Source organism: Bacillus sp. 522_BSPC, assembly GCF_001076885.1.
Lineage (GTDB): Bacteria > Bacillota > Bacilli > Bacillales > Cytobacillaceae > Niallia > Niallia hominis.
Window position 1 is genome coordinate 1 of sequence record NZ_JVDT01000249.1, and the last position, 24,484, is coordinate 24,484.

Genomic DNA, 24,484 nt, shown 5'->3' on the forward strand with positions numbered 1-24,484 from the left:
GTATGAGTAAAATGTTTGTGGGTAGAAAATAATTTACCCTCTGGTTTGGTTGGTGGTCGTTAGACCGCCAACCAAACGCAAGCGCGGTAGTATGAGCAAAAATAAAGAAAAAGGGACTTTCTTTTTGTATAGTAGTGTTTGCGGACAAAACATACAAAAGGAGAAAGTCCCTATGAAACAAAATACCATAAAACTACCTACATTAAAAGAAATAGAAAGTGATTTATTTAAAACATTACAGGAAACTTTTTCGGAAGTTCTCGAGGAGCTGTTAACTGGGTATGACAGAGAAATAGCTGAACAACGAGATAAAGGAAGATATCAACTCAAAGATAAGAGAGCGATTCAGATGGACACCTTATTTGGATCTGTTTCAATTAAGCGAAATTACTATTGGGATCGTATCGGCAACAAATATGTCTATTTATTAGATCAATATTTACAGTTTGAGGGCGGTAAAGGATTTAGTCCAGTTGTGGAAGAAATGGCGATGGAATTGGCGGTTACTGGGCCATCATACAGACATGCATCTTCTACGTTAGAAAAATTACTTGGATACTCTGTAGCTAGTCATGAAGCGATTCGTCAACATTTATTACAAACAGAAGTTGTACCGAGCTTGCCAATCGAACCAAAAAGAAAGGTATTATTTATCGAAGTAGATGGCTTATTTATTAAACGGCAAGGTGGTAAGAAGCGCGGACGAGAAGAAAAGATCGCAGCTATCCATGAAGGTTGGTCTATGAATGGAAAGAGAGCCAGTCTTGTGGGAAAACGGCATTTTATTCATAAAGCAGAAGCACCTTTCTGGGAAGAGTTAGAACAATTTTTAATGGATACGTATCATTACGATCCAACTACTCATCTTTTAGCTATCAATGGGGACGGAGCTAGTTGGATAACTGCGTGCAGAGAGTATTTTCAAAAGAAAGCTTTTTTCACGATAGACAGATTCCACGTAGCTCGAGAAATCCAACGTATTTTTAAAGAACATCCTAGATATAAAGCGATACGAAAAAAGCTAGCTAAGTATGATGGAGAGGGATTATTAGTAGAGTTAAATAGTGCAGTGGCGACCCTGGATACAGAGAAAAAAGAAGAACGATTAGAAGCATTAATTAACCAGCTTTCTCCATATCCCGAGGCACTTGGAGACTATAGAATTTGGTTACAGGAACAAGGAATAGATACGAGTGATATGCGTCCGATGGGCAGCGCAGAAGGAACCATGAGTGTGTTTGCCAAGCGTCTGAAAAACGGAAGGGCATGGAGTGAAAAAGGAATAGATGCATTTATTCGATTCATGGTTGGCTTAAAAGATGGATTAGATATTAAAACACTGATCGGAACAATGACGAAACGATTGGAAGAGAAGGAATCAAATCATATAAAACCAAAATACTACCGTGAAAAACTAACCAAAACAGCAGGACAGGCAACAAGACAAAACATTGCCTATTTGAGTCAAACAACAGGAAAGCCACTATATCATGCGTTAAAAGCATTACAAGGATTTTAAAAAGGATTGTCGACGTTTAACTGTAAACTGTATTCTAAAAGGTTATGGATTTTAACAACATAGAAAACGCAGAGTGGATTGGAGCGAAAGGCACTTGACTCCTGCGGGACATAGAGGAAAGGTCGAGACCCCACAGCCGGAACGGCGAGGAGGCTCGACTTCCTCCCCGCGGAAAGCAAGTGCCTGTAGCGGAAAGGAACGGTCTATTGATCCCAAAAAATTTTACGAAAACAGCCTGACTATAAATAGAGTAAGTATAGAAAGCGTTAACAATAGAGATAGCAAACACACTGAAAAAGAGAGAAATTCCGACGATAAAAAATTTCTCCCACAAATACTTGACTCAAACTAATAGTAAACTCTACTTGACTTTTCACCTATAAAAATCATATAATATTCTTTGTGTAAAATAGCGCAGCATATGTATACACTTTTTATTCTATTTTGTTCCTCAGGAATCATTTCTGATGGTGTATTGTGTAACCCTTGGCTGCTAGGGCGAAGGTACAGGAAGACAAAATAAATAAGAAGACATGTTACATCTGTTTTTATTTTACCAAATAAAAACATGAAGGAGGAGTCAATTATGGCTCGTTATACAGGTCCAAGCTGGAAACTTTCTCGTCGTCTTGGTATTTCATTAAGTGGTACAGGTAAGGAGTTAGACAAACGTCCTTACGCTCCAGGACAACATGGTCCAAACCAACGTAAAAAATTATCAGAATACGGATTACAATTACAAGAAAAACAAAAACTTCGTCACATGTATGGTGTGAACGAACGTCAATTCCGTAATCTTTTTGATATCGCAGGCAAAATGACTGGTAAGCATGGTGAAAACTTCATGATCTTATTAGAAACTCGCCTAGATAACGTTGTTTACCGTTTAGGTTTAGCTCGTACACGTCGTCAAGCACGTCAATTAGTTAACCATGGTCACATCTTAGTTGATGGCAAGCGCGTTGATATCCCATCATACCGCGTTAAATCTGGTCAAACTATCACTTTACGTGAAAAATCTCGCAACCTTGAAGTTGTTAAAGAAGCAGTAGAAGTAAATAACTTCGTACCTGATTTCTTAACTTTCGATGCAGATAAATTAGAAGGTACATTCACTCGTTTACCAGAACGTTCTGAATTACCAGCTGAAATTAACGAAGCTCTTATCGTTGAGTTCTACTCTCGTTAATTAATATGCTTTGTAAATAGCATATTCAAAAACCCTAGAAACCTTGATATATCAATGGTTCTAGGGTTTTTTGTTTATTTTCTGCTTTGTAGAATAATGTATTCTCCCCCAACGATCTGGGGGAGGTTTTGGGGGGACGTTTTTAAAAAAAATAAAAACATTTGTGGACAGACGCTTAACTAAATTTAAAAATGTAGATTATCTAAAGGAGATCAGTAAAATGGAAAATGAAATTCTCGATAAATTCCTCAACTTATATAAAGGAACACCAGAAGAAGAATATGCATTGAAATTAGGTAATCAAATAAATGCAATGATACTTGAAATTCAAAATAACCATTCAAACTTGATTAAAAAATATTTCGATGCTTTTAATGAATCAAACGAGTACTATAAAAACGAGACCACTCAATTACATAAAGAATTAGCCAATTCAATTCCCAAAGATTTGTACGAAAAAGCAGTAGAAAATGAAAAACGGAGTCAAGAAATTATAAGCATCATAGACAATGAAATATATACTCGTATCAATCACTTTTTATACAAATCAGCAAATGCTGCTACTAAGGGTGAACCCACGGGCAACTATGAATTTGTTATTAAAGAATTAATAAGTTTACGGGATATGATTAAATATAGAAAGGAAAGTATTGAATATAAAAAAGAGAATTTAAGGGTGTATAAATAATTTTGTGTCAGTCTTTGACAATCATTTTTCTGCACTTTGTAAAGTTCTTATCTAATTCTCTATTGTAAGGGAATGGCAGAGTAAGGAGAATAATAATTTACAAAGTTATGGTAATTAAAATATAAAAAGCCAAATTTCTCAGTATTGTAATTGAGAAATTTGGCCTTAGTTACTTCATTAAAGCGCCCGATTGTGGGAAATCTTAATATAAAAGAAAGAATATTTCTTTATTGTGCTAATACTTCCTTGATATTTTTGACGTTATGTTCTGTTAATGCATTTATTGAAAATTTTTTGTCCTTAAAGGGTTTGTTATATCAAATGGAGAAATACTTACTAATCTGTATATATCTTTAGGTGGGATTATTATGAAACAAGATTATAACACAAAAAAAATTCAGTCGAATTATAGAAAGCAACAACAAGATAACGATTCGAAAAAAAATACTAAGGAGATAATTTTCACTGCTCTTATCCTTATCTTAATACTGCTTTTATTTCTTCTTTTAGACTATGATCCAGATCCGAATAAAGATGTTATCATTAAAGAGGTAGATATTAGTGAGGTAGAATTTAACGATAACTAGTGTCCATTAATCCCGATTAGTAGACATTTTTTGTTAATTCTAGTAAGTTTTTAAATAGACCTGTCCAAGTCCTATTGTGTTATATAAGTTACCCCTGTTATTTGAATTAGAAAAAATGCCTTACATCCAGTTGAAACAAAGCGCCCTTTAATTGAGTATATACAGGTTAGGTTAGTTCTTTGATATAGCTTGTAACATTTGCCAAGCAACAACTACCTTGAGGGTTATTCACATCACAACCACATCGGTTTTCCTTTATGTTCTCTCGAATATGTTCTACTGGATTAGGAGTAAGGCCTTTTTCTACGTATTCCTTTATTTTCTCTTTTGTCCAATCAAAACAATAACAAATTGGTGTAGTTACTGAGGCATCTTTTTGATGAACGACCACCTTTATGTCAGATAAAAGGTACTCTTTATTATTCGTATCAAAATAGACTACATCACAATCTTTGGTTGAACAAAAATAGTGATTTTCTTTAGCATTTAATGTTTCTAATGCAGATGGTTTAAGCATTGATTTTAATGTTATCAACTTTACATTTTTAGATCTATTTTTACAAGATGGACACTTTACAACATTTTCATTTTTAATTTCTTTAGTGTTATTACAACAATCTGACATCATTCTCCCACCTTATTATGATACATATTTTGTGCTATCTTTTCTAATTCATCAAAGTTTCAATAATAGGACATTCATGTAGAGATTTTTCATCAGGACAACAATCTTTTAAATTAATTAGCATGTGTTCGATTCTTTTTAAATCCTTAATTTTCTTTTGAACTTCATCAATTTTATGAACAACAAAATCATACATATCCTTACATCGTTCGTCGTCTTTATCAACAACTCCAAGTAGTTTATCGATCTCGGCTAAAGAAAAACCTAAATCTTGCATTCGTTTAATAAATTGTAGGCGATCCACAGACTCTTCTGGATACATCCTATATCCAGCTTTTGTCCGAGAAGGTTCCGAAAGGAGACCCAATCTTTCGTAATATCTTATAGTTTCTTTATTGACCCCACACCTTTCTGCAAGTTCACTAATGCGATAATTCATTTCATTCACCTCAGATAAATTATAAACCCTGTACCATAGTACAGGGTAAAGAGTAAAAGGTAATTTTGAAATTTTTAATTTGCTCAAACATAATCAACTAACTTTACTAATTATTATTTTTCTGTACATTCCATTCATCATTACATTTTTATCTTCGTTTATCATTAGATTTATACTATTTCTACGGTACAGATCTTCAAAATTCAATCCAATATCTGTTCCTAATACTTTTATTAGTGGTCTAAGAAGCTTTTTTGAAAAAGATAATTTATGTTCTTCAGATACGAATTTGTCAAAAATAATTATTTTGCCTCCTTTTCTTAAAACCCTCGTCATTTCTGTTAAACACTTATCTGCATCAGGCACTACAGAAAGAATTAGACTAGCAACTACATAATCAAATGTTTCATTATCAAACTCCATATTTTGAGCATCCATTTCTATGAATTTAATAGGTGAATTTTTAAATTTCGCACTTGCCTTTTTAAGCATATCAGGTGAAAAATCAATTGCCTTTATATCTAAATCAGATTGAGTTATTAACTCTAAATCAGCACCTGTTCCTACACCAACAAAAAGTACCTTTTGATTACTATGAAAGGGGATATCTAGAAATATTTGTCTGCGTGCATTTAAAAAAACACCCGAATTAAAAATCTTATCATAAATTGGAGACCAAATTTTATAAATCACTCGATTCCAAGAATTATTCATTATCTTCACTTCCGAATGACTGAATTTAAATATCCTTTAAGAGTATCCCTTTTTTAAAAACAAGAAGGGCGAAAAATCACATTGAAGCATCATACCTTTTCATTCAGTAAGAAATCATATAAAGGGATAATAAAACCATTATCCCTTTATATGAAACAGTATTTTATTCTTTAACTTTTAATAATCGTAAGCTGTTTAAAGTTACAAGCAATGTTGCCCCCATATCGGCAAATATAGCTATCCATAACGTTAACCAACCCGGTACAACTAAAAGTAAAGCAATAGCTTTAACTACTAGAGAGAAGGTAATATTTTGCTTAATGGTTCTCAATGCTTTTCGACTTAGTTTCATCGTAAACGGTAATTTACTTAAATCATCTGACATTAAAGCAATATCGGCTGTTTCAAGTGCTGTATCCGTTCCAGCTCCACCCATTGCAACCCCAACTGTTGATGCCGCAAGAGCTGGAGCATCATTTACTCCATCTCCAACCATCGCCACACTATGATACTTTTCGCGAAGTTGTTTAATATAGTTCAATTTATCTTCTGGAAGGAGATCGGCCTTAATATCAGATACACCAACCTCTTTACCAATTGCTTCTGCTGTACGTTGGTTATCACCAGTAAGCATAACAGTTTTTTCAATTCCTAGTTGATGAAGTTTTTGAATAACTTCTTTAGATGTTTTTCTTACTTGATCAGCCACAGCAATTAAACAGAGAATTGCGTTGACGGTTCCAAGAATCATGACCGTTTTTCCTTGTGTTTGTAGGGTTGAAATTTGTTCAGAAATGGTTTTATCTATACCATTTGGAAGAATTTCCTCAAACATACTAGGACTTCCTACATAATACATCTCGTCCTTAACTTTTGCTTTTATACCCTTACCAGTTATAGATTGAAAATCTTCAACAGATACTTCATTATAATTTAATCCGTTTGCTTCTGCTTTTTTCATAATTGCTGAAGCAAGTGGATGTTGTGATCCTTTTTCCAACGCTGCTGTGATGGTCAATAACTCATTTTCATTTCCGCCAAATGTTACGATTTCTGTTACTGCTGGAACCCCTTTTGTTAATGTTCCTGTTTTATCAAAAGCAATAACCTTCAATGCACCGGCTTCTTCTAGGTGGATTCCACCTTTGATTAAAACACCATTTCTTGCTGCGTTTCCTATTGCGGTCACAACAGAAACAGGCGTAGAAACAACTAATGCACAAGGACAACCAACGACTAGTACGGATAACCCTTGATATATCCATTCGCTCCAATCTCCGCCAAATAATGGTGGGACAATAGCGATTAAAAAGGCTAATACAACAATTGCCGGAGTATAATATTTGGCAAATTTATCAACAAATGCTTGAGAAGGAGCGCGTTCTGCCTGAGCTTCTTCTACTAAATGAATTATTTTCGAAAGAGTAGTATCTTCCACTAATTTAGTTACTTTTACTTCTAATAATCCTTCTTCGTTCAAAGTACCAGCGAATACTTCATCATCAATGGTCTTTGTCACCGGGACAGATTCACCTGTAATCGCAGCTTGGTTTAAGGTAGATGTCCCTTTTACAACGATTCCATCCATAGCCAACTTTTGACCCGGTTTCACGATCATAATGTCGCCTACTTGAATGTCATCAACGCTAATCATTAACTCTTGATTTCCACGTCGTATTAAAGCTTCCTTTGGAGCTATATCCATCAAGGACTCAATGGATTGACGAGCTTTGTCCATAGAATAGCGTTCTAAAGCTTCACTAATGGCAAAGAGAATAACAACTGTTGCTCCTTCTCCCCATTCACCAATTAATGCAGCCCCAATAATAGCGATTGTCATAAGAGTATTCATATCAAACTTAAATCTGCTTAGATTTTTAAAGCCTTTAATAAATAAGGAGTAGCCACCAATTAATATAGATGCCGCATATCCGATTGTTGGTACAATATGACCTTCTCCGAGTTGTTCTCCTAATAACCAACTAACGATTAATAATAGGGCTGAAATATACACTTTAACGTTTTCTTTTTGCTTCCAAAAAGGTTCACGTTCTACTTTTTGTGCTTTTTCATCTCGTAATTTTAAGTTATCAAAAGCTCCTGCTTTTTCAAGCGCTTCAACCGTTGTATTTCCTACAACTGTTATTTTAGCAGCACCAAAATTAACTTGTGCATCCAAAACGCCATCCAGACGTTTCACGTTCTCTTCGAACGTTTTTGAACAGTCTGCTCAGGTGAGTCCTTGAACTCTGTAAGTTTTAGCTTCTTGGTTGTTTATTTTAGCTTGTTCAGACATTGACTTTCATCTCCTTTTTATGAGTTAATGCAATAACCATTAACTGTCTAATATGTTCATCATCAAGCGAATAAAAGGCTAGTTTGCCTTCTTTTCGGTATTTTACAATCCCTTGTTTATGAAGGGTCCTTAAATGGTGAGATGTCGTTGCAACAGTAGCCCCAATGATATTAGCTACATCACACACACAAAGTTCATCATCTTGACATAATGCATAGGAAATTTTTGCCCTATTTTCATCTGCAAGTGCTTTAAATAATTGGGAAACACTAGATATATCTTCTTTTTGCATCTCACCTTGTATTCGTTTGACTTTTGCTTCGTCATAACAATAAATATCACAAGTATCTTTCTTACTCATTACTCATTATCCCTCCTTTTATTCAAGTGTATGTTTGAATATATTATATATTATTACCCTAACATTATTCAAATGATTATTTGAATAATGGATAAAAAATTAAATAACTCAATAAATTCCATATCCAAACCTACTTATATTAGCAAATGATCATAACGATCAAAACTGTTACATTATTTGAATAGATTTATCAAAGAAGTAAATAGTTCATTTTCTAGCATGATATATATTCCCAATCCTATAAATACAATTGGAATAATCCATCGCCCGTATTTCTCAAGTGTTTCAGAAACAAATCTGAATCTCGCAAGACGGTAACCCAGTAAACACCAAATTGCAACCATTATAAAGAATGTAACTACAGTAATAATTAATTGATTTGTTTCTAACGTTGAAAAAATCGGAACATAAATTCCAATATTGTCTCCACCATTAGCAAAAGTGATAAAGGCTACACTTAAATAAAACTTATTAAATTTGTTTAACCTAGAAAGAATATTATCATCATCATCATCTTCACCTTTGATGAACAGTCTAACTCCTAAATACATTGGAATTAGGCCAAGTAAACCAACCCATTGATCAGCAAGAAGTGTTATCCCAAAGGTTGCTAAAAGACTGATTAAAACTAGAAGTGCAAAACCTAGATATTGACCAATTACTATATCTCTTGAGTTAATACGTTTCGAAACCTTGTTAACCGTTTGACCATTACTTGTTTTAGATTGTGACCTTGCCATAGAGAATAACATCATCAAGACAAAAATATCATCAATATTGGTTACAATAAAAGCACCAAGAGCAGAGATGATTATTAAAATTAAATCCACCTGATTCAACCCCTTTATTTTTTATTAATAATTTAATACTCATTAACATTCAAATATTTATTTGAATGTTAAATTTCATTTTCTATTTTACGTTTACATAAACAAATAGTCAAATGGATATTTGAATAAAGAATAAATCGACATGAAATTAGCACTTTGAAACTAAAAAAGGATGATTACTTTTCTATTAGGTAATCATCCTTTTTGGTTATCCAACCATTATTTATTATGAACTGTTACTGTAAATACCATGTAACCCTCTGGACTGTCAGGATCATAAGAGTCGATTTTTATTGCTTCTTTCTGAGTATCCGGACCATCTATTCTGGGGATTTTTGGTATTGTTTATATCTAATTGGGAACGTTCCGTTAGGTTTGGTTTGGGTGTACAACAATTATCAGTCATAATTTCTCCTATATTTCACAATAACATTGTTAATTAACTTACTATGTATTATCAATAACTTTCTTTATAGGTGTTACTCAATTATATGGCCCGATTGTTTAGTAAGTCCATTTTATAAAATCTGTATAAACCGACTGCTTTGGCATTCCATCTTAAACCTTGTTCTCTAATGCCTTTCAAAAATTCATTTTTTGCCAATAAAAATTGTCTTTTATAATTTCCGTTTCCTTACGATATTTTAATTTTTTCCAAGTTGTACATTAATGACTAGAAATATCAAAATCCAAAAGTACACTATTTAAAGAACACTTTTTAATAAAAAGTAATGCACGAGTAATATACTTTGTCGAGTAAGATTGATCCGTCAAAGTATATTACTTGTGAAAAGTCTATTACTCACGTTATTGGCAATGTTTGGAGTGAGTTTTTTTGTGCTGACAATAATAGTGAAAAATAATACTCCAAAGGTGTTCTGTCAAACAAATATCATTCACCCTAAAGAAAGGAGAAAAAACAATGCTGGACAAAATTGTATTAAAGAAAAATGCAAGACAACGATTAGAACTTTCCAAAGTAGATCTAAAGCTATTGGAATTTCTAGAACAACAACGATTATTAACATTGCAGCAATTCTATCAAGCTGCAACATTTTTATTCGAAATGAAAATTAAAGAGTATAGCTTTAAAAATCGAATCCGGAAATATGAAGAATATCATCTAATTCGTAGCAGCCAATTTAACGAAGGTTTTAATGGAGAGCGTTTTAAATATCTTTGTATTGGTAGTAAAGCTATAGACTTACTAATAGAAAACAATTTATTAGTTAGCTCATATAACAAATCAAAGATTTATAAATTTAATCAAAAGCAAAATTTGTTACACTTCTTAGCCACACAACAAGCTGCAATCAATATATTATGCAATCTAAATTTTGAGGTAATCAAACACAAAAATCAGAAGAAAACAAAATATGTTTTTTTGTACAATGAAACATATTACTCTTTATCACCTTCACTTCTGCCATATACGGAGTGGATACCTAATTTTAATAATTTACACAAACAGAATAACGGAGCTTATCATGCAAAAATTGGTAGGTATATGACAGAAAATAAATCTAGAAGTAATATAATAGGGAAAACAATGACTTTTGTAAAACCAGATTGGATAATTGAGGTAAAATCTAATTATGCAAAGGATGCCTATATTAATATTGAAATGGATATGGGAACAGAACCAATCGAAACATTAATACAAAAAGTTTTTAAATATGCAAAATGGGCGGAAAAGAACCCCGAACAACTTCACATTATGGATATTGTTATTACAGATAATAGTTTTTCTAATCGTTCTCAATTTACGGATGGAATCAAAAGAGGTAAAAATATTATTAATCAATTTGCAGCTGATTCTGCTGTAAGTGACCGATTGAAACAATCTAATTTGAAGGTCATTATTCATCCGTTACTACAAAATGAAAATGCAGTCCACGATGTATTATGTAGATTTTAATAAATACTGTTCCTCGCAGTCATTCCCTTTGAATGACTCGCATACATAAGTTTTAAAAAATACCTCACAGAAAAGCTCCTCGTTACTATTAGTAGATACCATGACGAAACCTAGTTGCATCAATATATTCATCATCCCATACTTTCTATTTTTTCTCCTTTTTTCAATTCGTTACGATGAATGGTAACCATTATACAAAGTAATATACTTTTACGATCTTTATTCGCTCCAAAACTGCCTATCAGGAAATTGGTAACTAATAATAGATACCATGAAGAACATATGGAAACTCTGCATTTTATTAAATTGTATTTTTATTCTTCCATCTAGTATCTAATATTAGTTACTATTAATCGTTACTATATATTATTAGTTATACTTGAAACACTTGTTTAGGACATAAGTTTAAACTGTCATACAATTATCCACTTGGTAGCAAGTAATGATTACAAAAAAATGACTTCTGTTAGAACAACAGAAGCCATCTTTTTCATATCTTTAACCCTTCATTGCTACCACTTTTCAATAATGCTCATTAAACCTTTCGGAAATACTAGCCGATGATTTTCATCCAACATCAGCATTTCGTTTGTTTGAAAAATGTAAAATGCCTCTCCTTCTGTCATTGCCTCTTTATCGGCTTTATGCCGAACTCCAAAGATCGCCCTCGCTTCATCCAGTGACATTGCATCAATCACAGCAAATTCCTCATCTTTCTTTTCCGTTCTTCTTACTACATAATACGTTTCCATTTGATTCATTTGGACCCCTCCATTAATTTTTTATATAAAAAAACATCGCTAAGAATGCCAACGATTGTTCTCGTCACGCATCTTACCGATGATTTTTAACTGATACCTTGACCAAAAGGCCCTTCTATTAAATTAGTTCATAAAAGAAAAAGAAAATAAAATCTATCATACATTATTATTTTATCTTACGCATTACCCCTTTTTAAGCCGTTTCATTAAAAACAACAAATTTACTTATGAAAAGTCGATTGGGTCTGATCTATATCACATAAATTAAGAAGTTAATGAAAAAAGCCGCTACAATGCTTAGTGCATTTTCCAAAGTTATCACTGATGTTTTTATGCTGCGTGTTTCGTTACTTCCTTTAATACTTTAGTTGCTACCTCTTTTGTTGCTTCTGGATTTCTAGTCATGATGTATGTAATTCCACCTGCAAGTCCTACTAAAGTTACACCTGCAAATACTGAAACAATAATTGCTGGCTTGCCACCAAATCTAACCGTTTTGTTATTATGGTTATATTCGGCATAATCTTTTTCATTTTTGTTATTTTCCATTTTAATCATCACCCTTAGCTATTTGATTTAGTATTTCTTGTAAATTTGCTTTAATCCAGTATTAATTTACTTCCGCTCTAACAACGGGGATGATTGTCATAGTTGCAAATAAAGTTGTAACTGCTACTGGATTATTTCATTTTCAATTTATTGACTATTTTTTCATCCCACGATAAAACTGACCATGTGCGTCTACAGAACCCACCCTCTCCATTATCTTTTTGCCTAATTTGACCACCAACTTGCTTACCTAGTTCCGTTAAGGACCAATTGCCTTCTTCGCCATCGAGGAAGCCCTTGTCTTTCAAAAACAAATATACTTCTTTAACTGTAATTCCTATTTTTTCCAATTATTCCAACAGACATTCTCATAAAGTATTTACCTCAGTTAGTCTCTTTTTTTTGTTAATACGCCCTTTGCATGAAAAAATTTCTTTTCTCGTTTTTCTGCTGTTCCTTTGGCTTTTCTAACATAATGATAGCGCGTAATTTTAGGTTGTACAAGACTTACGCAAGGTATATAATTCATCTCGAATGGAGGTTCTCTATAACATGGATGACTTATTAAAAGAAAAGGAAACGTACTGGAAAATTAGATTAAAAAAGTGTATGGATGCAGGCAGATATACTCAAGCATCCTTTGCTGAAGCCCTAAACAATAAATATGGAACTAGTTATGGCCAAAAAGATGTCAGCCGATGGATGAATACAGGAGCCAAAAATAAAAATGGAGAAGTTGGCTTTCCAAAATTCGATACTATGCATCTAATTGCAGATTTCTTTAGTGTAGATGTTGGCTATCTCATTGGTGAAACTGATGAGACCTCGTTTTCAGTGGAGAAGGCGTGTTCTTATATGGGCTTGAATGGCGAAGCGATAAAAGCCATAAGAGAAATTACTCACCCTGAAAATGAAGCATCTTACATGAGGAAACATATGAGAGAGTCTTTTAACAAGTTTCTTTCAGCAGAGGGCTTTCCTAATTTTTTTGATAGGCTACATGATCTTCACCTTGCATCTATATTACCAAATCAAGAGAATCGCGTATTCGACACCCAAGATAGTGAAATAGACTACATCCGTGGTTTAGAGTTCAAAGGGAAAATTGCACGATATGAATTGAATGAAGCTCTGATACTACTAGTTAATGAATTATACTCTAACCAGCCACAAGTAGATTTGAACATAAAAGAATGAAAAATATAACTTATATTAGTATATTCAAAGGTTTCCAACACAACAAAATACCAAGTTATCTTGGATGAACTATGCTGGCATTTAATTAATCATATTGAACGTTGCCATTTTTGTTTTTTGTCTACACAATCGAATATTCAATTAATAAGGACATAAACCCTTATGGTTCTATGCCTCTTTATAGATTAGCTTATTAAGCTTCTATCCGTTTGTTTAAGCGGAATTCTTCACAAAATGCTCTGAAAAAGAGATTGTTTATTGCGCGTCATTTAGTCTACTACAAATACCTGAGTTCCTCCACAATCTGACCCGATTGTATAAAGCTTTTCATTTAACGTAAGATTCGAATCTAAAATGTAAAAAGGTCCACACAGTTTTGAACTGGGGGACCTAATTTTTTATGGTTCCTACCAAAAACCATAAAAATTTCCGGCCAGAGGCCGCTTCATGCAAATATATTATTCCAAACTAATCCATAAATATCAAGGATGATTTTACTTACTTACCTTATAATTCACCATTTATCAAAGCGAACACTCTCTATCTTACCCATTATTAATTCACGCTAGGCTGCCTAGCAGCTATTCAACTATTTTCTTCATAAACAGAGTAACTAAAATCAATATAATCCTCTAGATGAGCTTTTTCTTCAGAATGATTGATTCCCCATCCGTAACGTTGAAAGTCCTGACCACCGTCTATGAAAATTGCACCACACTTACATCGCTTAAAATCATTGCTATGTTTTGACTCGATGATGTCATTGCACTTTTTGCAGCGTACTTTGTTTATAAGTATTTTTTTCATTGGATCATCCCTTTCCGGTTTCTTGATATAGGATCCATCATTTTCAATTGTTTTTCTTGTTTACTCCATCTATCCGAACTATTAAATATCTAGTAAAATTATACTATAATCGTGTTCAATCGTGGATTGCGTTAATAGTTAGGAGGCAATTAAAATAAATTTAACCTACAATAAAACACTCGTAAAAAACAGTTTTGTTAATGATATTGATTTAGCAATCAACTCAAAAAGAAAAAAATACGCAGATTATCATAAATCAGTATTCCATATTCATACACCAGCTTCTCATGATTATAGATTATTTGAAAGTTTAACAGCTGAAAAATATACGGAAATGTCAAATGAAGATTTATTTAGCATAGCCATAAAGGAACACCTATTTCCTGAAAACAGCTTAACTTTTGAAGAAGCAATGGAAATTGCAAACCAAAATAAATATTTTGAAACATTAAAAGAATATTTAACATACTTATTAATGGCCAAAAAATTGGCGGATGAGAATGTAAAATTAGCTGTTATTACTGATCACAATACCATCTTAGGGTATGAAAAGCTCGTTCAGGCTATAAATATTATTAATAATTCTTTTTCTTATAAAATATATACAGATACTTTATTAGGTATTGAAATTTCCTGTGCTGATAAATGTCACGTTGTAGGTATATTTGATGCTAAGCAAGAGACAATTAATCTCCTAAACAATTGGATTTCTAGTAACATAATGGATTGTATATCAGGGACATACCAAACAAGCTTGAATGTCTTAACAAAAATAAATGAACTTGGCGGAATTGGCTATATTGCCCATATAAATAGTTCAGATATCTTTAAGCCGGACTTTCTAAGTGGTGGATACAAAGATCGTTTGTTTAATTCAATAGATAATAAATTATTAGGTGTGTCTTATTTAGATAAAATTCCGAGAGTGATAGAAAATTTAAAAAGATACACCAATGAGGATTATAATTTTGTATTAGATGAGGATTCACACAGTTTAGATGCGTTAGCAACTAAGCCCTTTTGGATTAAAGGACAAAAAGTCAACTTTACAATGTTAAAAAATGCAATCAGAGACTTCGAGATTTCAACCGAATATAAGGAACCTGAAAAACCAAATGTATTCATTAAAGGTATTGTGGTTGAAGAAGATGGATTTCTCTCAGGAATAAATGGAAACGGAAATTTTAGTATATCATTTTCTGAATCACTTAATTGTTTTATAGGCGGTAGAGGAACAGGAAAAAGTACTGTTTTAAATACCATCAATTTTGTCCTTTCTCAAAATGTTTACGACGAGAAAACTTTGGAAAATATTTGTAAACAAGGAAGGGTTTGTGTTGTTTGCTCATACAATAGTGAGGATTATTATATTATTTTCAATACTCCTAAAATGGATAAAAAGCAGTATACTTCTATCTTAGGGTATTTTAACAATGACCTTGACAATTATAAATATGACAAGAAATTTATCTTTGAACCTAAGAAAATAAAAGATATATCATTAGAAATGTATATTCAGCTCTTTAAAAAAACCATCATTCAAAACCAAGAGTATATTGAGGAAATAACAAAGAATAAGAAAAGTCTCCTTTCAAACTTTTTTTATAGAAGATATTCTGTGAATGAGTTGGTAAGAACCTCCAGCTCAGATGAAATTACTGATTTTATCCGAGAAATGATGTTCAAAAATGAAGTACTTTCCGACAAAAGGAGGGTTGGTAATATCACTACTATTAAAGGTTTAAAACAGAAATACAAAGAGTTACCAGCTATCTTAAAAGACAGGAAGATTACTGTATATAATACACTTGACAGTTTTAATGCTAACCATGTAAATCAATTAAAAATCACCTACTACCAAAAAAATATTAATGAGTTAATGCTTAACTGGGTTGAAATTTTAGAAGTAAAAATGGAAAATTCAGATAATTATTTTGAGAAATTCAACATAAAAATTGAAGATTTAATTGAATATTTATCTCTTTTAAGTGAAAAATCTGATCCTATTAATGTTTTTTTATTACTTAGCGAAAAGAATTATAATAAAATATTAGATTTGGAGAATATCAAAAAACATACTTCTTCCCTATCTAAAAAACAAGTAGACGAGGGAATTATTGATATATCGAGTAATAATGTAACAACATTTTTTGATATTATACGCCGAAGAGTACTGGAAAACGGATTACCTCATGCAGTCGAACTAATAAAAAACTACTTACTGGATATTGATGAATTTGATTTAGAATTTAATATAAATAACATGGAAACAAACAGGTCAGTTGGAAAGATGTTTAAAAGCGTTAAAGAATTATCTTTAGGCCAAAAAGTGGTTGCTATGTTATCATTCATTTTATCTTACAGTGATTTTTCAAATGATTATACGCCACTAATTATTGATCAGCCAGAAGACAATTTAGATAATAGATATATCTATAAAAATTTGGTAAGCGATTTAAGGAAAGCCAAATCAAAACGGCAGGTAATAATCGCAACACATAACTCTACAATTGTTACAAATTCCAAAGCGGAACAGGTAATTGTCATGGCATCAAATAACACTAATGGCTGGGTAGAAGCAACTGGATATCCTACCGAAAAATCAATTTTATTACACATTGTAAATTTACTTGAAGGTGGGGTCGAATCCTTCAAACATAAACAGTTTCTTTATCAAGATATTTTAATTGGGAAATAAAATTAACAGTAACATTAATTTATCATTTCTATTTGTTAATTGTTGAATATTGAAAAGCCCCAATACGCAATAAATATACCTTGTGTATCGGGGCTTTTTTCATACTTTCCAGATCATTTTCTCAACTCTTTATAGGCCTCTTTAGCCACTTCTTCTAATACAGTATTGTAAAATGAACGGTTCTCAAAAAGTTTTGAATATGATCCCATTTGTTCTAAATATAATTCCTGAGCCACTCTTTCGAATACATCTGGAAAAATACTTTTTTCAAATATCTCTGCATCATTATTTTGTGCAAATCGTTTTAGCTTCTTGTTTTCTCTAACCGCTTTTTTGTAAATTCCTTCTACTATAACCCTATCGGAATCTGTAAATTTACCTTCAAATCGCTCATTCACACGTTTAATTATATTTTCCAATAGCTCATCTTCTTCTAGAGGCTTTACCCCAGTGTCAATGGATTCAGGATTTTTCAATACATTATAACCAGCATTTTTTTCTAACGCAATGTTACCTTCGAAAGTCCGTTCCAATTTGTAATACTCAAGTTTTAACTTATCCTCAATATTTATATTTTCCCGTTTATTCTTAGGAATAAATTTAATTAAGTAAGAAGTAAATACGTATTCTTCATGTAATTCTTTATCGAACATACGAGTTAATTGTGTAATATAGGAATACCACTTATTAAAATTACGGACAGTTACTCTAAATGTATACTGAGTTTCATCATCAAGCTCCTGATAACGATTAATGATCGGCTTTAAAGCACTTGCCATTTTTCCTAAATCCGTATCTGTTTGTTTCCCCTCTTTAAAATACATCTTTACTAATTGCTGTATATCTTGATCATTATAAACCTTGAAATTACGTAATTTCGTTTTAGTGTCATAAATCAAGTTAACATCAATTTCTTTATCTAAAGAAGTTACTTCATAGTACGGCTCAAAGGCTTTTTTAATATCCTCCGCTTCATTAACAAAATCCAAAATAAAGGTATCCTCTTTATCAGGATGCATTCTATTTAATCTGGACAATGTTTGAACAGCCTTTACTCCCGATAACTTTTTATCAACAAACATCGTGTGCAGTAATGGTTCATCAAAGCCTGTCTGATATTTCTCAGCAACAATCAACACATTAAAGCTGTCAGTATGAAACTCTTCTTTTAGCTGGTTTTCAGAAATTCTTTTTCCATCTTTGGTTTTATTCAAGCTAGACTCTCGGAACTCTTCATCTCTATCATTAACTACACCTGAAAATGCCACTAAAACATCCATATCAGTGTAGCCTTTTTTCTTTATATAATTTTTAAACTCGTGAAAGTAACGTACTGCATGTAATCGGGAGGCTGTAACAACCATTGCTTTTGCTCTTCCCTTAATTTTATTTCTCGTTACGTCACGAAATTGCTCAATCATAATCGCGGTTTTTTGCTGCAAATTATGTGGATGCAATGATTCATATCTACGAATTGCTTTAACCCCCTGTGAAGCCGGGAGTTCTGGATTATCTGGTGCATCTTTAGCAATTCTAAATGATGTTTTATAAGTCATATAGTTTTGTAGGACATCCAAAATAAATTCTTCTTCTATAGCTTGTCTCATGCTATAGATATGAAATGGTTTAAATGAACCATCCGATTGTTTTGTGCCAAACATCTCTAATGTTTTTTCTTTCGGCGTAGCAGTAAAGGCAAAGAAGCTAAGATTACTATGTTTTCCATGTGTTAACAATTCTTTAACAAGTTTATCTTCTTGATCCAATTGATTGGCTTCTAGTTCTCCCTCAATCTCCGCATATTCTCTTAATGCTTCTTCAGTATCAGCTAATGCTGACTTTAACTTTTTAGCACTTGTCCCTGTTTGAGAAGAGTGGGCCTCATCAACGATAATGGCAAAGTTATTACCTTTATTTACTTCAACCTCTTCATAAATAACAGGGAACTTTTGAAGAGTAGTAATGATTATTCTTTTCCCATCGTTAATTGCATTTTTTAAATCCTTTGAGGATTTATTTTCACCGATAGTCTCTACAAGCCCGGTAACATGGTCAAAGCTTGAAATTGTATCTTGTAACTGTCTGTCTAATACGGTTCTATCAGTCACAACAATTACCGAAGAAAAAATAGACTTATTCTCTTCATTGTGCAAACTTGATAAATGATAAGCCAGCCAAGCAATACTATTTGACTTTCCTGAACCTGCACTATGCTGGATTAAATAATTTTCACCACTACCATTTATACGAACATGATTCACTAATTTCCTTACAACATCCAACTGATGAAATCGTGGGAAAATTAGTTTTGAAGAGATTTTAGTTGTTTCTTTTCCATTCTTTATTACCTTTTTCTTTTCTACATCCAAATGCATAAATCTTTGCAAAATATCCATCAAACTATCTTTTGCGAGAACCTTTTCCCATAAATATGCTGTTGCGTATCCTTCCGGGTTAACAGGGTTTCCAGCTCCACCCACTTCACCTGCACCGTTAGAACCCTGATTAAACGGCAAAAAGAAAGTATCTTTACCGTTTAATTTAGTTGTCATCCATACCTCATACAAATCTACCGCGAAATATACCAACACACGTTTATTGAATTGAAAAATTTGTTCACGTGGATCCCGGTCATACATAAATTGTTTTTTAGCATTTTCTACAGATTGTCCTTTAATCTGATTCTTCAATTCTAAAGCTACAACTGGAATTCCATTTAAAGATAGGACCATGTCCAATGTATTATTATTCTCAGTTGAATAAGCAAATTGACGTGTTACTGTTAATCGATTTGAATTATAATCTTTAATTATCTTCTCGTTTAAGGTTGATTCAGGTCGAAATGAAGCTACTTTAAGCTTAACTCCACGATCGGTAATTCCATATCTAAGAACATGAAGTAACCCATTGGTTTCTATTTCATCATTAAGTCGCTTGTATAGCTTTTTCTCTGTTTCATCCTTATAAATTTTTTCATACCGTGTCCAAGCTCTCTCTTGTGTTTCCCTGATATACTCTAATAACTGACTTATATCAATCGCTTTTTCTTTACTGTAATTTACTTGATTTCCCTTTATGTATCCACCTTTATTTAAGAGATATGACTCTATATCTTCTTCAAAACGTTTTTCATTATCTTGGATAGTCAATTAAATGACCTCCTTTTTACCTGTGACATATTCATAAATGAGTGACCTCTTAAATTGTTCCATTTCGTTAAGAAGCTCTTCTTTACTATCAATGAGTTCATCAATTTTTTGTATTTTCCTTGTTAAAAAATTAACGATTTGATTTTGCTCTTCAATACTAGGAATAGGAAAATAAAAATTCAAAAACTCATCTGTCGGCAATCTCCATCTACCATGATTTGACACTCCTTGACCAAATCCATAGAAGGTTTTATTTAAGTAACAGCCCTGTAACAAGTATTTAAAATACTCATGATTAAAATCAATATTGTTTTTAAATCTAAACACGCGATAATCAGGACTTGTTACACCAATATACTTAGAACAATCAACCCAACCAGTTAATAAGTCCATATGATTCATAACAAAATCATTGATCTCTACAATTTGGTATTTACTGTAATCAGAGGAAAGCTGACCCTCATTACTTTGAATATCTTTGATTTTCAATCCCTTTTGGGTTACTGATAGAACATCATAACCTAAATCATTTGCAATAATTTTTTTTATTTCAAAGATGTTTTTCAACTTACTAACTTTCCAATGAAATGGAATGCTACCTAGCCATTCCACACCAGTCTCTTTCATTTCCACATTTGGAGTTAACCCTTTAGTAACAGCTTCGATTATAAGTGATTGCATGTATTTTTTTAATTCAATAATAGAAAGTTTGGTTTTGTCAATTAGGTTCTCAACTTGAGAAACCTTATTATCTAAGTAATTTGATATCTTAACCTGTTCTTCCACTGGTGGAATTGGAATAGCAAAGTTCATTAAAGTTTCATTATTTAATGTCCATCTATGTTCAAATGAAACCCCTTTTCCATGTGCAAAGAAAACTAAAGACCAGTATTGTAACTTAAAATAGTAATCATAATATTTACTAGAACATTCATTTTTGCTTCTTAAATTGATATATGCAGGACTAATAACGCCTTCTATAAATGAGTAATTACAATTAGCTCCACTTGTTAAATCCATAGGGTTTAACAATAAATCGCCTTCTTTTACTATACTGTAGTTGTCATAACTAGCAGCTAGTTGGCCTTCATTATTTGAAATATTTCTCTCTTTAATACCACTTCTTGCAAGAGAAAGTACTTTAGGATTGTTCTCATTATTTATTTCTTTACTTCTAAAGAATAAATGTTTTACCTTACCTACCTCCCAATGTACGGGAATCTCACCAATCCACTCTATTCGACTATCTTTCGTTGGTCTACTCATCTATTACCACCTCCTGACCAGACAATATCTCGAAGTCTTTATGTATTTCTTCTTCTAGTTGTTTAATTCTTGTAGCTATATCCTCTGTTTTTTCAGGCTGAGTAAATTTATAAAACAATCTAGTGAAAGGTATCTCATAACCAATTTTCGTTTTCTTTTCATCAATCCAAGCATCTAAGTTAAAAGGTTTTATTTCCTTTTCAAAATAAGTTTTTATATCCTCTTTTAATGGTATTTCTTCAGTATCTCTTTTTGTAGGGTCAGGTACTTTTTTTCCATTTTTCATGATTAAATTACTAAAATCATCATACTGAGGTGTCTCTACAGTGACCTTATAGTATCCAAATTCAATATTATCAAGAATTTTCGACTCTACAGATTTCTCGTTGAGATAATACTTTTTATTTAAGAATTCTCCATATGCATGAACTATAATTTCTCTACATTCAGGAGTAATGTCAACTCGTTTACTCCCAATTCTTTTACGTCTCAACATATACATATTAGATGCATCTATCAATTGAATTTTTCCGATTCGATGCTTTGGTTTATTTTTCGTCAGTATCCAAATATACGTTGCAATTCCAGTATTGTAAAATGAATCATTCGGTAATTGTATTATTGCTTCAAGCCAATCGTTCTCAATAACGTAACGACGAATTTCACTTTCTCCACTGCCAGCAGCACCTGTAAATAGAGCCGAAGCATTATGAATTATTGCCATTCTACCAGTATTCTTTAATTTACTAAGACCGTTTAATAAAAATAGGAGTTGTCCATCATTTTTTTTCGGCAAACCTACTCCAAAACGGCCATGTTTACCCTTATCATGCTCTTCCTTAACTTTTTTATATTCCGATTTCCAATCTGTTCCAAATGGAGGGTTCGAAATACAATAATCAAAAGTAAAACCTTCAAACATGTCATTACTTAATGTATTTCCTAATTTCATATTCTCCGGATTACCACCCCGAACCATTATATCTGCTTTTGCAATAGCATAAGTTTGTTCGTTTATTTCTTGACCGAAAGTAGTCACTTCTGCTTCTGCATCTAATGCTTTTAATCGCTCTTCCATAGCACTTAACATCTGAGATGTACCCATTGTTTGGTCATATACTGTCTTAGCAACACCCTCATCAATAAGAACGTCTTTTTCTTCTGCAATAAGTAGGTCTGTCATGAGATATATAATATCCCTACTTGTAAAGTGGGAACCAGCTTCTTCATCATAGCTCTCTGAGAATTTCTTAATTAGTTCTTCAAAGATATACCCCATGTCCGTGCTTGTTATTTTGTCTGGTCCCATATAGGCTTTTTCTGAATTGAATTCTTGAATAATAAAAAATAACTTATCATTATTAGCTCAACTTTCGCAGAGTGATATCGGCAAATAAGCCTTGATATAATTAGGAAGGCCAGCGATCCACTGTTCAAGTTGACTTTGAATTATTTTTTTGATTTTCTTATTCGTTTGTTTAAGTGCATCTTGAAGAAGCTCGATCAATTGCTGTAATGCGACAGCCCAATCAAGTTCATTTACTTCATCGCATAATTCGTAAAACAGACCACCTATTGTGCGTTGATCGGTATTACAGCGATTCTGCCACGACAGAACGATAAAACGAGAAAACACAATCGTTGTATGGCAAATAAGCGCGTCATATGAACGGCTTTGGAATTCTTTTTCAAGTTTCAAAAGAGATTTGGCCGCCTTAAAGAATACCTCGATATCCCAGCGCATTCCATAGATTCGGACGATCTCCTGTTCTGAAAGAGTGCAGTCTGTGCTGAGGATGGCAAGCCAGTCGCTTTTCTTATTTCTGTTTTGAATGAATACCACTTTAATTGGTGTTCCATTAGCCATGATCGTATGGATGGAACGAAGAATTCCTTTCTTGGATTGAATGGGTCCAGCTAGGCGGTATAGTTGCTTTAAAGAAACCATCTCCCCGTTTACGTTATAACGTTGTTTTGTTTCTTTGACCATACCAATTACGTCTAATCCTTGATCCACAATAGACTTTACAAGTGGTGGCAATGTAAACCAAGAATCCATAAGGACATAACTTGCATCTATCCCATTGGCTAATGCACGTTTAATCATGTCAGGAACTTGTTCAGGCTCAGTTTGTAATGCATTTTCTCGACGCTTGTATCCACAAGTACGTTTATCAATTTTTTCAGAGATACCATTGATTTGAGACTTTTTTGAACTGACTAAAGAAAAGTCAATTGGCATAAATGTATAGCCATCTGACCAGCCCAAAGTGAGCATACGAAACCCCTTAAAGAAACGCATTTTCAGGGAAGCATGATCAAAACAACGAGCGAGAAGCTCTACCTTTTTACTACGATTTCGGTCATACGCAGAATCATCGATAATCAGTACTTTTGGACGCTCTTTATTCGTAAGGCGAGTCACCTTTTGAATAGTAAAAATGCTCAACAGTAGTAAGAAACGGCGCCAATTAAAAGTTGATTGGTTTAAAAAGCGATAGACGGCATCTTTGGCTGGAAACTGATCGGCTTTCTTTGAATCAAGAAGTGAAAACCAATTTTTGTGCTGGAAAATCAAACAGAAAACAAGCTGAAATAAGTAGGAACAGCTGAAACCGAAGGATTTTTTAATTCCTGCTTGGCGCAGGTGTTTATTCATTTCAAGCTCAGAAAAAACCGAATTAAGTTCTTTTGGTAGTTGATTGTTTTGGCTATTTTGGTCTATCATATAGGGAGCACCTCTTCTGTATGGTAGTGTTTTCTCTACAATTACACTATACCAAAGAATGAGGTGTTATTTCATTTTATTAAACACTGTCAAGCAACATATTTAATAGACCATAGACGCAATACAACTAACGATTTGCACTTATTTTTTTGGTGCGAAAGTT

General features: G+C 32.8%; 20 protein-coding genes and 1 pseudogene. 7 read left to right on the forward strand and 14 right to left on the reverse strand.

From position 1 onward, the window contains the following. Positions 1–172: 172 nt before the first annotated feature. From ADJ83_RS20620 to ADJ83_RS20640, 4 genes are all read left to right on the forward strand, one after another. On the forward strand, positions 173–1,519 hold the full coding sequence (locus tag ADJ83_RS20620) for an ISLre2 family transposase (protein ID WP_048717475.1): 1,347 nt from the start codon (positions 173–175) through the stop codon (positions 1,517–1,519). Positions 1,520–2,105: 586 nt separating this feature from the next. Continuing rightward, positions 2,106–2,708 (forward strand): 30S ribosomal protein S4, encoded by a 603-nt coding sequence (rpsD, locus tag ADJ83_RS20630; protein WP_031539239.1) that lies wholly within the window; start codon positions 2,106–2,108, stop codon positions 2,706–2,708. A 220-nt stretch (positions 2,709–2,928) separates the two neighbouring features. Next, entirely contained in the window at positions 2,929–3,396 is a 468-nt protein-coding gene (locus ADJ83_RS20635; protein WP_031539238.1) for a hypothetical protein, read from the forward strand. A 368-nt stretch (positions 3,397–3,764) separates the two neighbouring features. After that, positions 3,765–3,983, forward strand: a complete 219-nt coding sequence (locus tag ADJ83_RS20640) for a hypothetical protein (protein ID WP_031539237.1) — start codon at positions 3,765–3,767, stop codon at positions 3,981–3,983. A 166-nt stretch (positions 3,984–4,149) separates the two neighbouring features. On the opposite strand, the gene ADJ83_RS20645 is transcribed toward ADJ83_RS20640, so the two are convergent. The 6 genes from ADJ83_RS20645 to ADJ83_RS20670 all read right to left on the reverse strand — a co-directional run bounded on the left by ADJ83_RS20645 (position 4,150) and on the right by ADJ83_RS20670 (position 9,248). Next, positions 4,150–4,608 carry a putative iron-sulfur cluster-binding metallochaperone gene (locus tag ADJ83_RS20645; protein ID WP_019381809.1) on the reverse strand — a complete coding sequence of 153 codons (459 nt, stop codon included), beginning with the start codon at positions 4,606–4,608 and terminating at the stop codon, positions 4,150–4,152. A 43-nt stretch (positions 4,609–4,651) separates the two neighbouring features. Next, on the reverse strand, positions 4,652–5,047 hold the full coding sequence (gene merR / locus ADJ83_RS20650) for an Hg(II)-responsive transcriptional regulator (RefSeq protein ID WP_019381808.1): 396 nt from the start codon (positions 5,045–5,047) through the stop codon (positions 4,652–4,654). A 93-nt stretch (positions 5,048–5,140) separates the two neighbouring features. Next, positions 5,141–5,761 (reverse strand): class I SAM-dependent methyltransferase, encoded by a 621-nt coding sequence (locus ADJ83_RS20655; RefSeq protein WP_019381807.1) that lies wholly within the window; start codon positions 5,759–5,761, stop codon positions 5,141–5,143. Positions 5,762–5,924: 163 nt separating this feature from the next. Beyond that, complete coding sequence (locus ADJ83_RS20660) at positions 5,925–8,057, reverse strand: heavy metal translocating P-type ATPase (RefSeq protein WP_081836702.1); 2,133 nt, start codon at positions 8,055–8,057, stop codon at positions 5,925–5,927. Then, entirely contained in the window at positions 8,050–8,418 is a 369-nt protein-coding gene (locus ADJ83_RS20665) for an ArsR/SmtB family transcription factor (protein ID WP_019381805.1), read from the reverse strand. The genes ADJ83_RS20660 and ADJ83_RS20665 overlap by 8 nt, the downstream gene beginning before the upstream one ends. 173 nt (positions 8,419–8,591) lie before the next feature. Next, positions 8,592–9,248, reverse strand: a complete 657-nt coding sequence (locus ADJ83_RS20670; protein WP_019381804.1) for a CadD family cadmium resistance transporter — start codon at positions 9,246–9,248, stop codon at positions 8,592–8,594. A gap of 922 nt (positions 9,249–10,170) precedes the next feature. Here ADJ83_RS20670 and ADJ83_RS20675 point away from each other — a divergent pair. Beyond that, positions 10,171–11,166 (forward strand): replication-relaxation family protein, encoded by a 996-nt coding sequence (locus ADJ83_RS20675; RefSeq protein ID WP_031539235.1) that lies wholly within the window; start codon positions 10,171–10,173, stop codon positions 11,164–11,166. Between the two features lie 512 nt (positions 11,167–11,678). Here ADJ83_RS20675 and ADJ83_RS20680 read toward each other — a convergent pair. The 3 genes from ADJ83_RS20680 to ADJ83_RS20690 form a co-directional block, all read right to left on the reverse strand. Further along, on the reverse strand, positions 11,679–11,927 hold the full coding sequence (locus ADJ83_RS20680) for a hypothetical protein (RefSeq protein WP_231512590.1): 249 nt from the start codon (positions 11,925–11,927) through the stop codon (positions 11,679–11,681). Positions 11,928–12,257: 330 nt separating this feature from the next. Next, positions 12,258–12,476, reverse strand: coding sequence for a hypothetical protein (locus ADJ83_RS20685; protein WP_031539233.1), 219 nt, complete (start codon positions 12,474–12,476; stop codon positions 12,258–12,260). Between the two features lie 131 nt (positions 12,477–12,607). Further along, the gene (locus ADJ83_RS20690) at positions 12,608–12,784 is read right to left on the reverse strand and encodes a hypothetical protein (protein ID WP_204375779.1); all 177 of its coding nucleotides are present in this window, start codon (positions 12,782–12,784) and stop codon (positions 12,608–12,610) included. A gap of 244 nt (positions 12,785–13,028) precedes the next feature. On the opposite strand from ADJ83_RS20690, the gene ADJ83_RS24495 reads away from it, so the two are divergent. Continuing rightward, on the forward strand, positions 13,029–13,673 hold the full coding sequence (locus tag ADJ83_RS24495) for a hypothetical protein (RefSeq protein ID WP_051641008.1): 645 nt from the start codon (positions 13,029–13,031) through the stop codon (positions 13,671–13,673). A 585-nt stretch (positions 13,674–14,258) separates the two neighbouring features. Here ADJ83_RS24495 and ADJ83_RS20700 read toward each other — a convergent pair. After that, complete coding sequence (locus ADJ83_RS20700) at positions 14,259–14,480, reverse strand: DUF7695 domain-containing protein (protein WP_035416658.1); 222 nt, start codon at positions 14,478–14,480, stop codon at positions 14,259–14,261. A gap of 205 nt (positions 14,481–14,685) precedes the next feature. On the opposite strand from ADJ83_RS20700, the gene ADJ83_RS20705 reads away from it, so the two are divergent. Beyond that, on the forward strand, positions 14,686–17,178 hold the full coding sequence (locus tag ADJ83_RS20705) for a Spaf_1101 family AAA-like ATPase (RefSeq protein WP_031539230.1): 2,493 nt from the start codon (positions 14,686–14,688) through the stop codon (positions 17,176–17,178). Positions 17,179–17,291: 113 nt separating this feature from the next. On the opposite strand, the gene ADJ83_RS20710 is transcribed toward ADJ83_RS20705, so the two are convergent. From ADJ83_RS20710 to ADJ83_RS20725, 4 genes and pseudogenes are all read right to left on the reverse strand, one after another. Beyond that, positions 17,292–20,327 (reverse strand): type I restriction endonuclease subunit R, encoded by a 3,036-nt coding sequence (locus tag ADJ83_RS20710; protein WP_031539229.1) that lies wholly within the window; start codon positions 20,325–20,327, stop codon positions 17,292–17,294. Next, complete coding sequence (locus ADJ83_RS20715; protein ID WP_031539228.1) at positions 20,328–21,593, reverse strand: restriction endonuclease subunit S; 1,266 nt, start codon at positions 21,591–21,593, stop codon at positions 20,328–20,330. Continuing rightward, positions 21,586–22,959: pseudogene (locus tag ADJ83_RS20720) on the reverse strand (HsdM family class I SAM-dependent methyltransferase); the annotation flags it as partial. The gene ADJ83_RS20715 and the pseudogene ADJ83_RS20720, both read right to left, overlap by 8 nt. After that, the gene (locus tag ADJ83_RS20725) at positions 22,960–24,321 is read right to left on the reverse strand and encodes an IS4 family transposase (RefSeq protein WP_048717268.1); all 1,362 of its coding nucleotides are present in this window, start codon (positions 24,319–24,321) and stop codon (positions 22,960–22,962) included. Positions 24,322–24,484 lie beyond the last annotated feature (163 nt).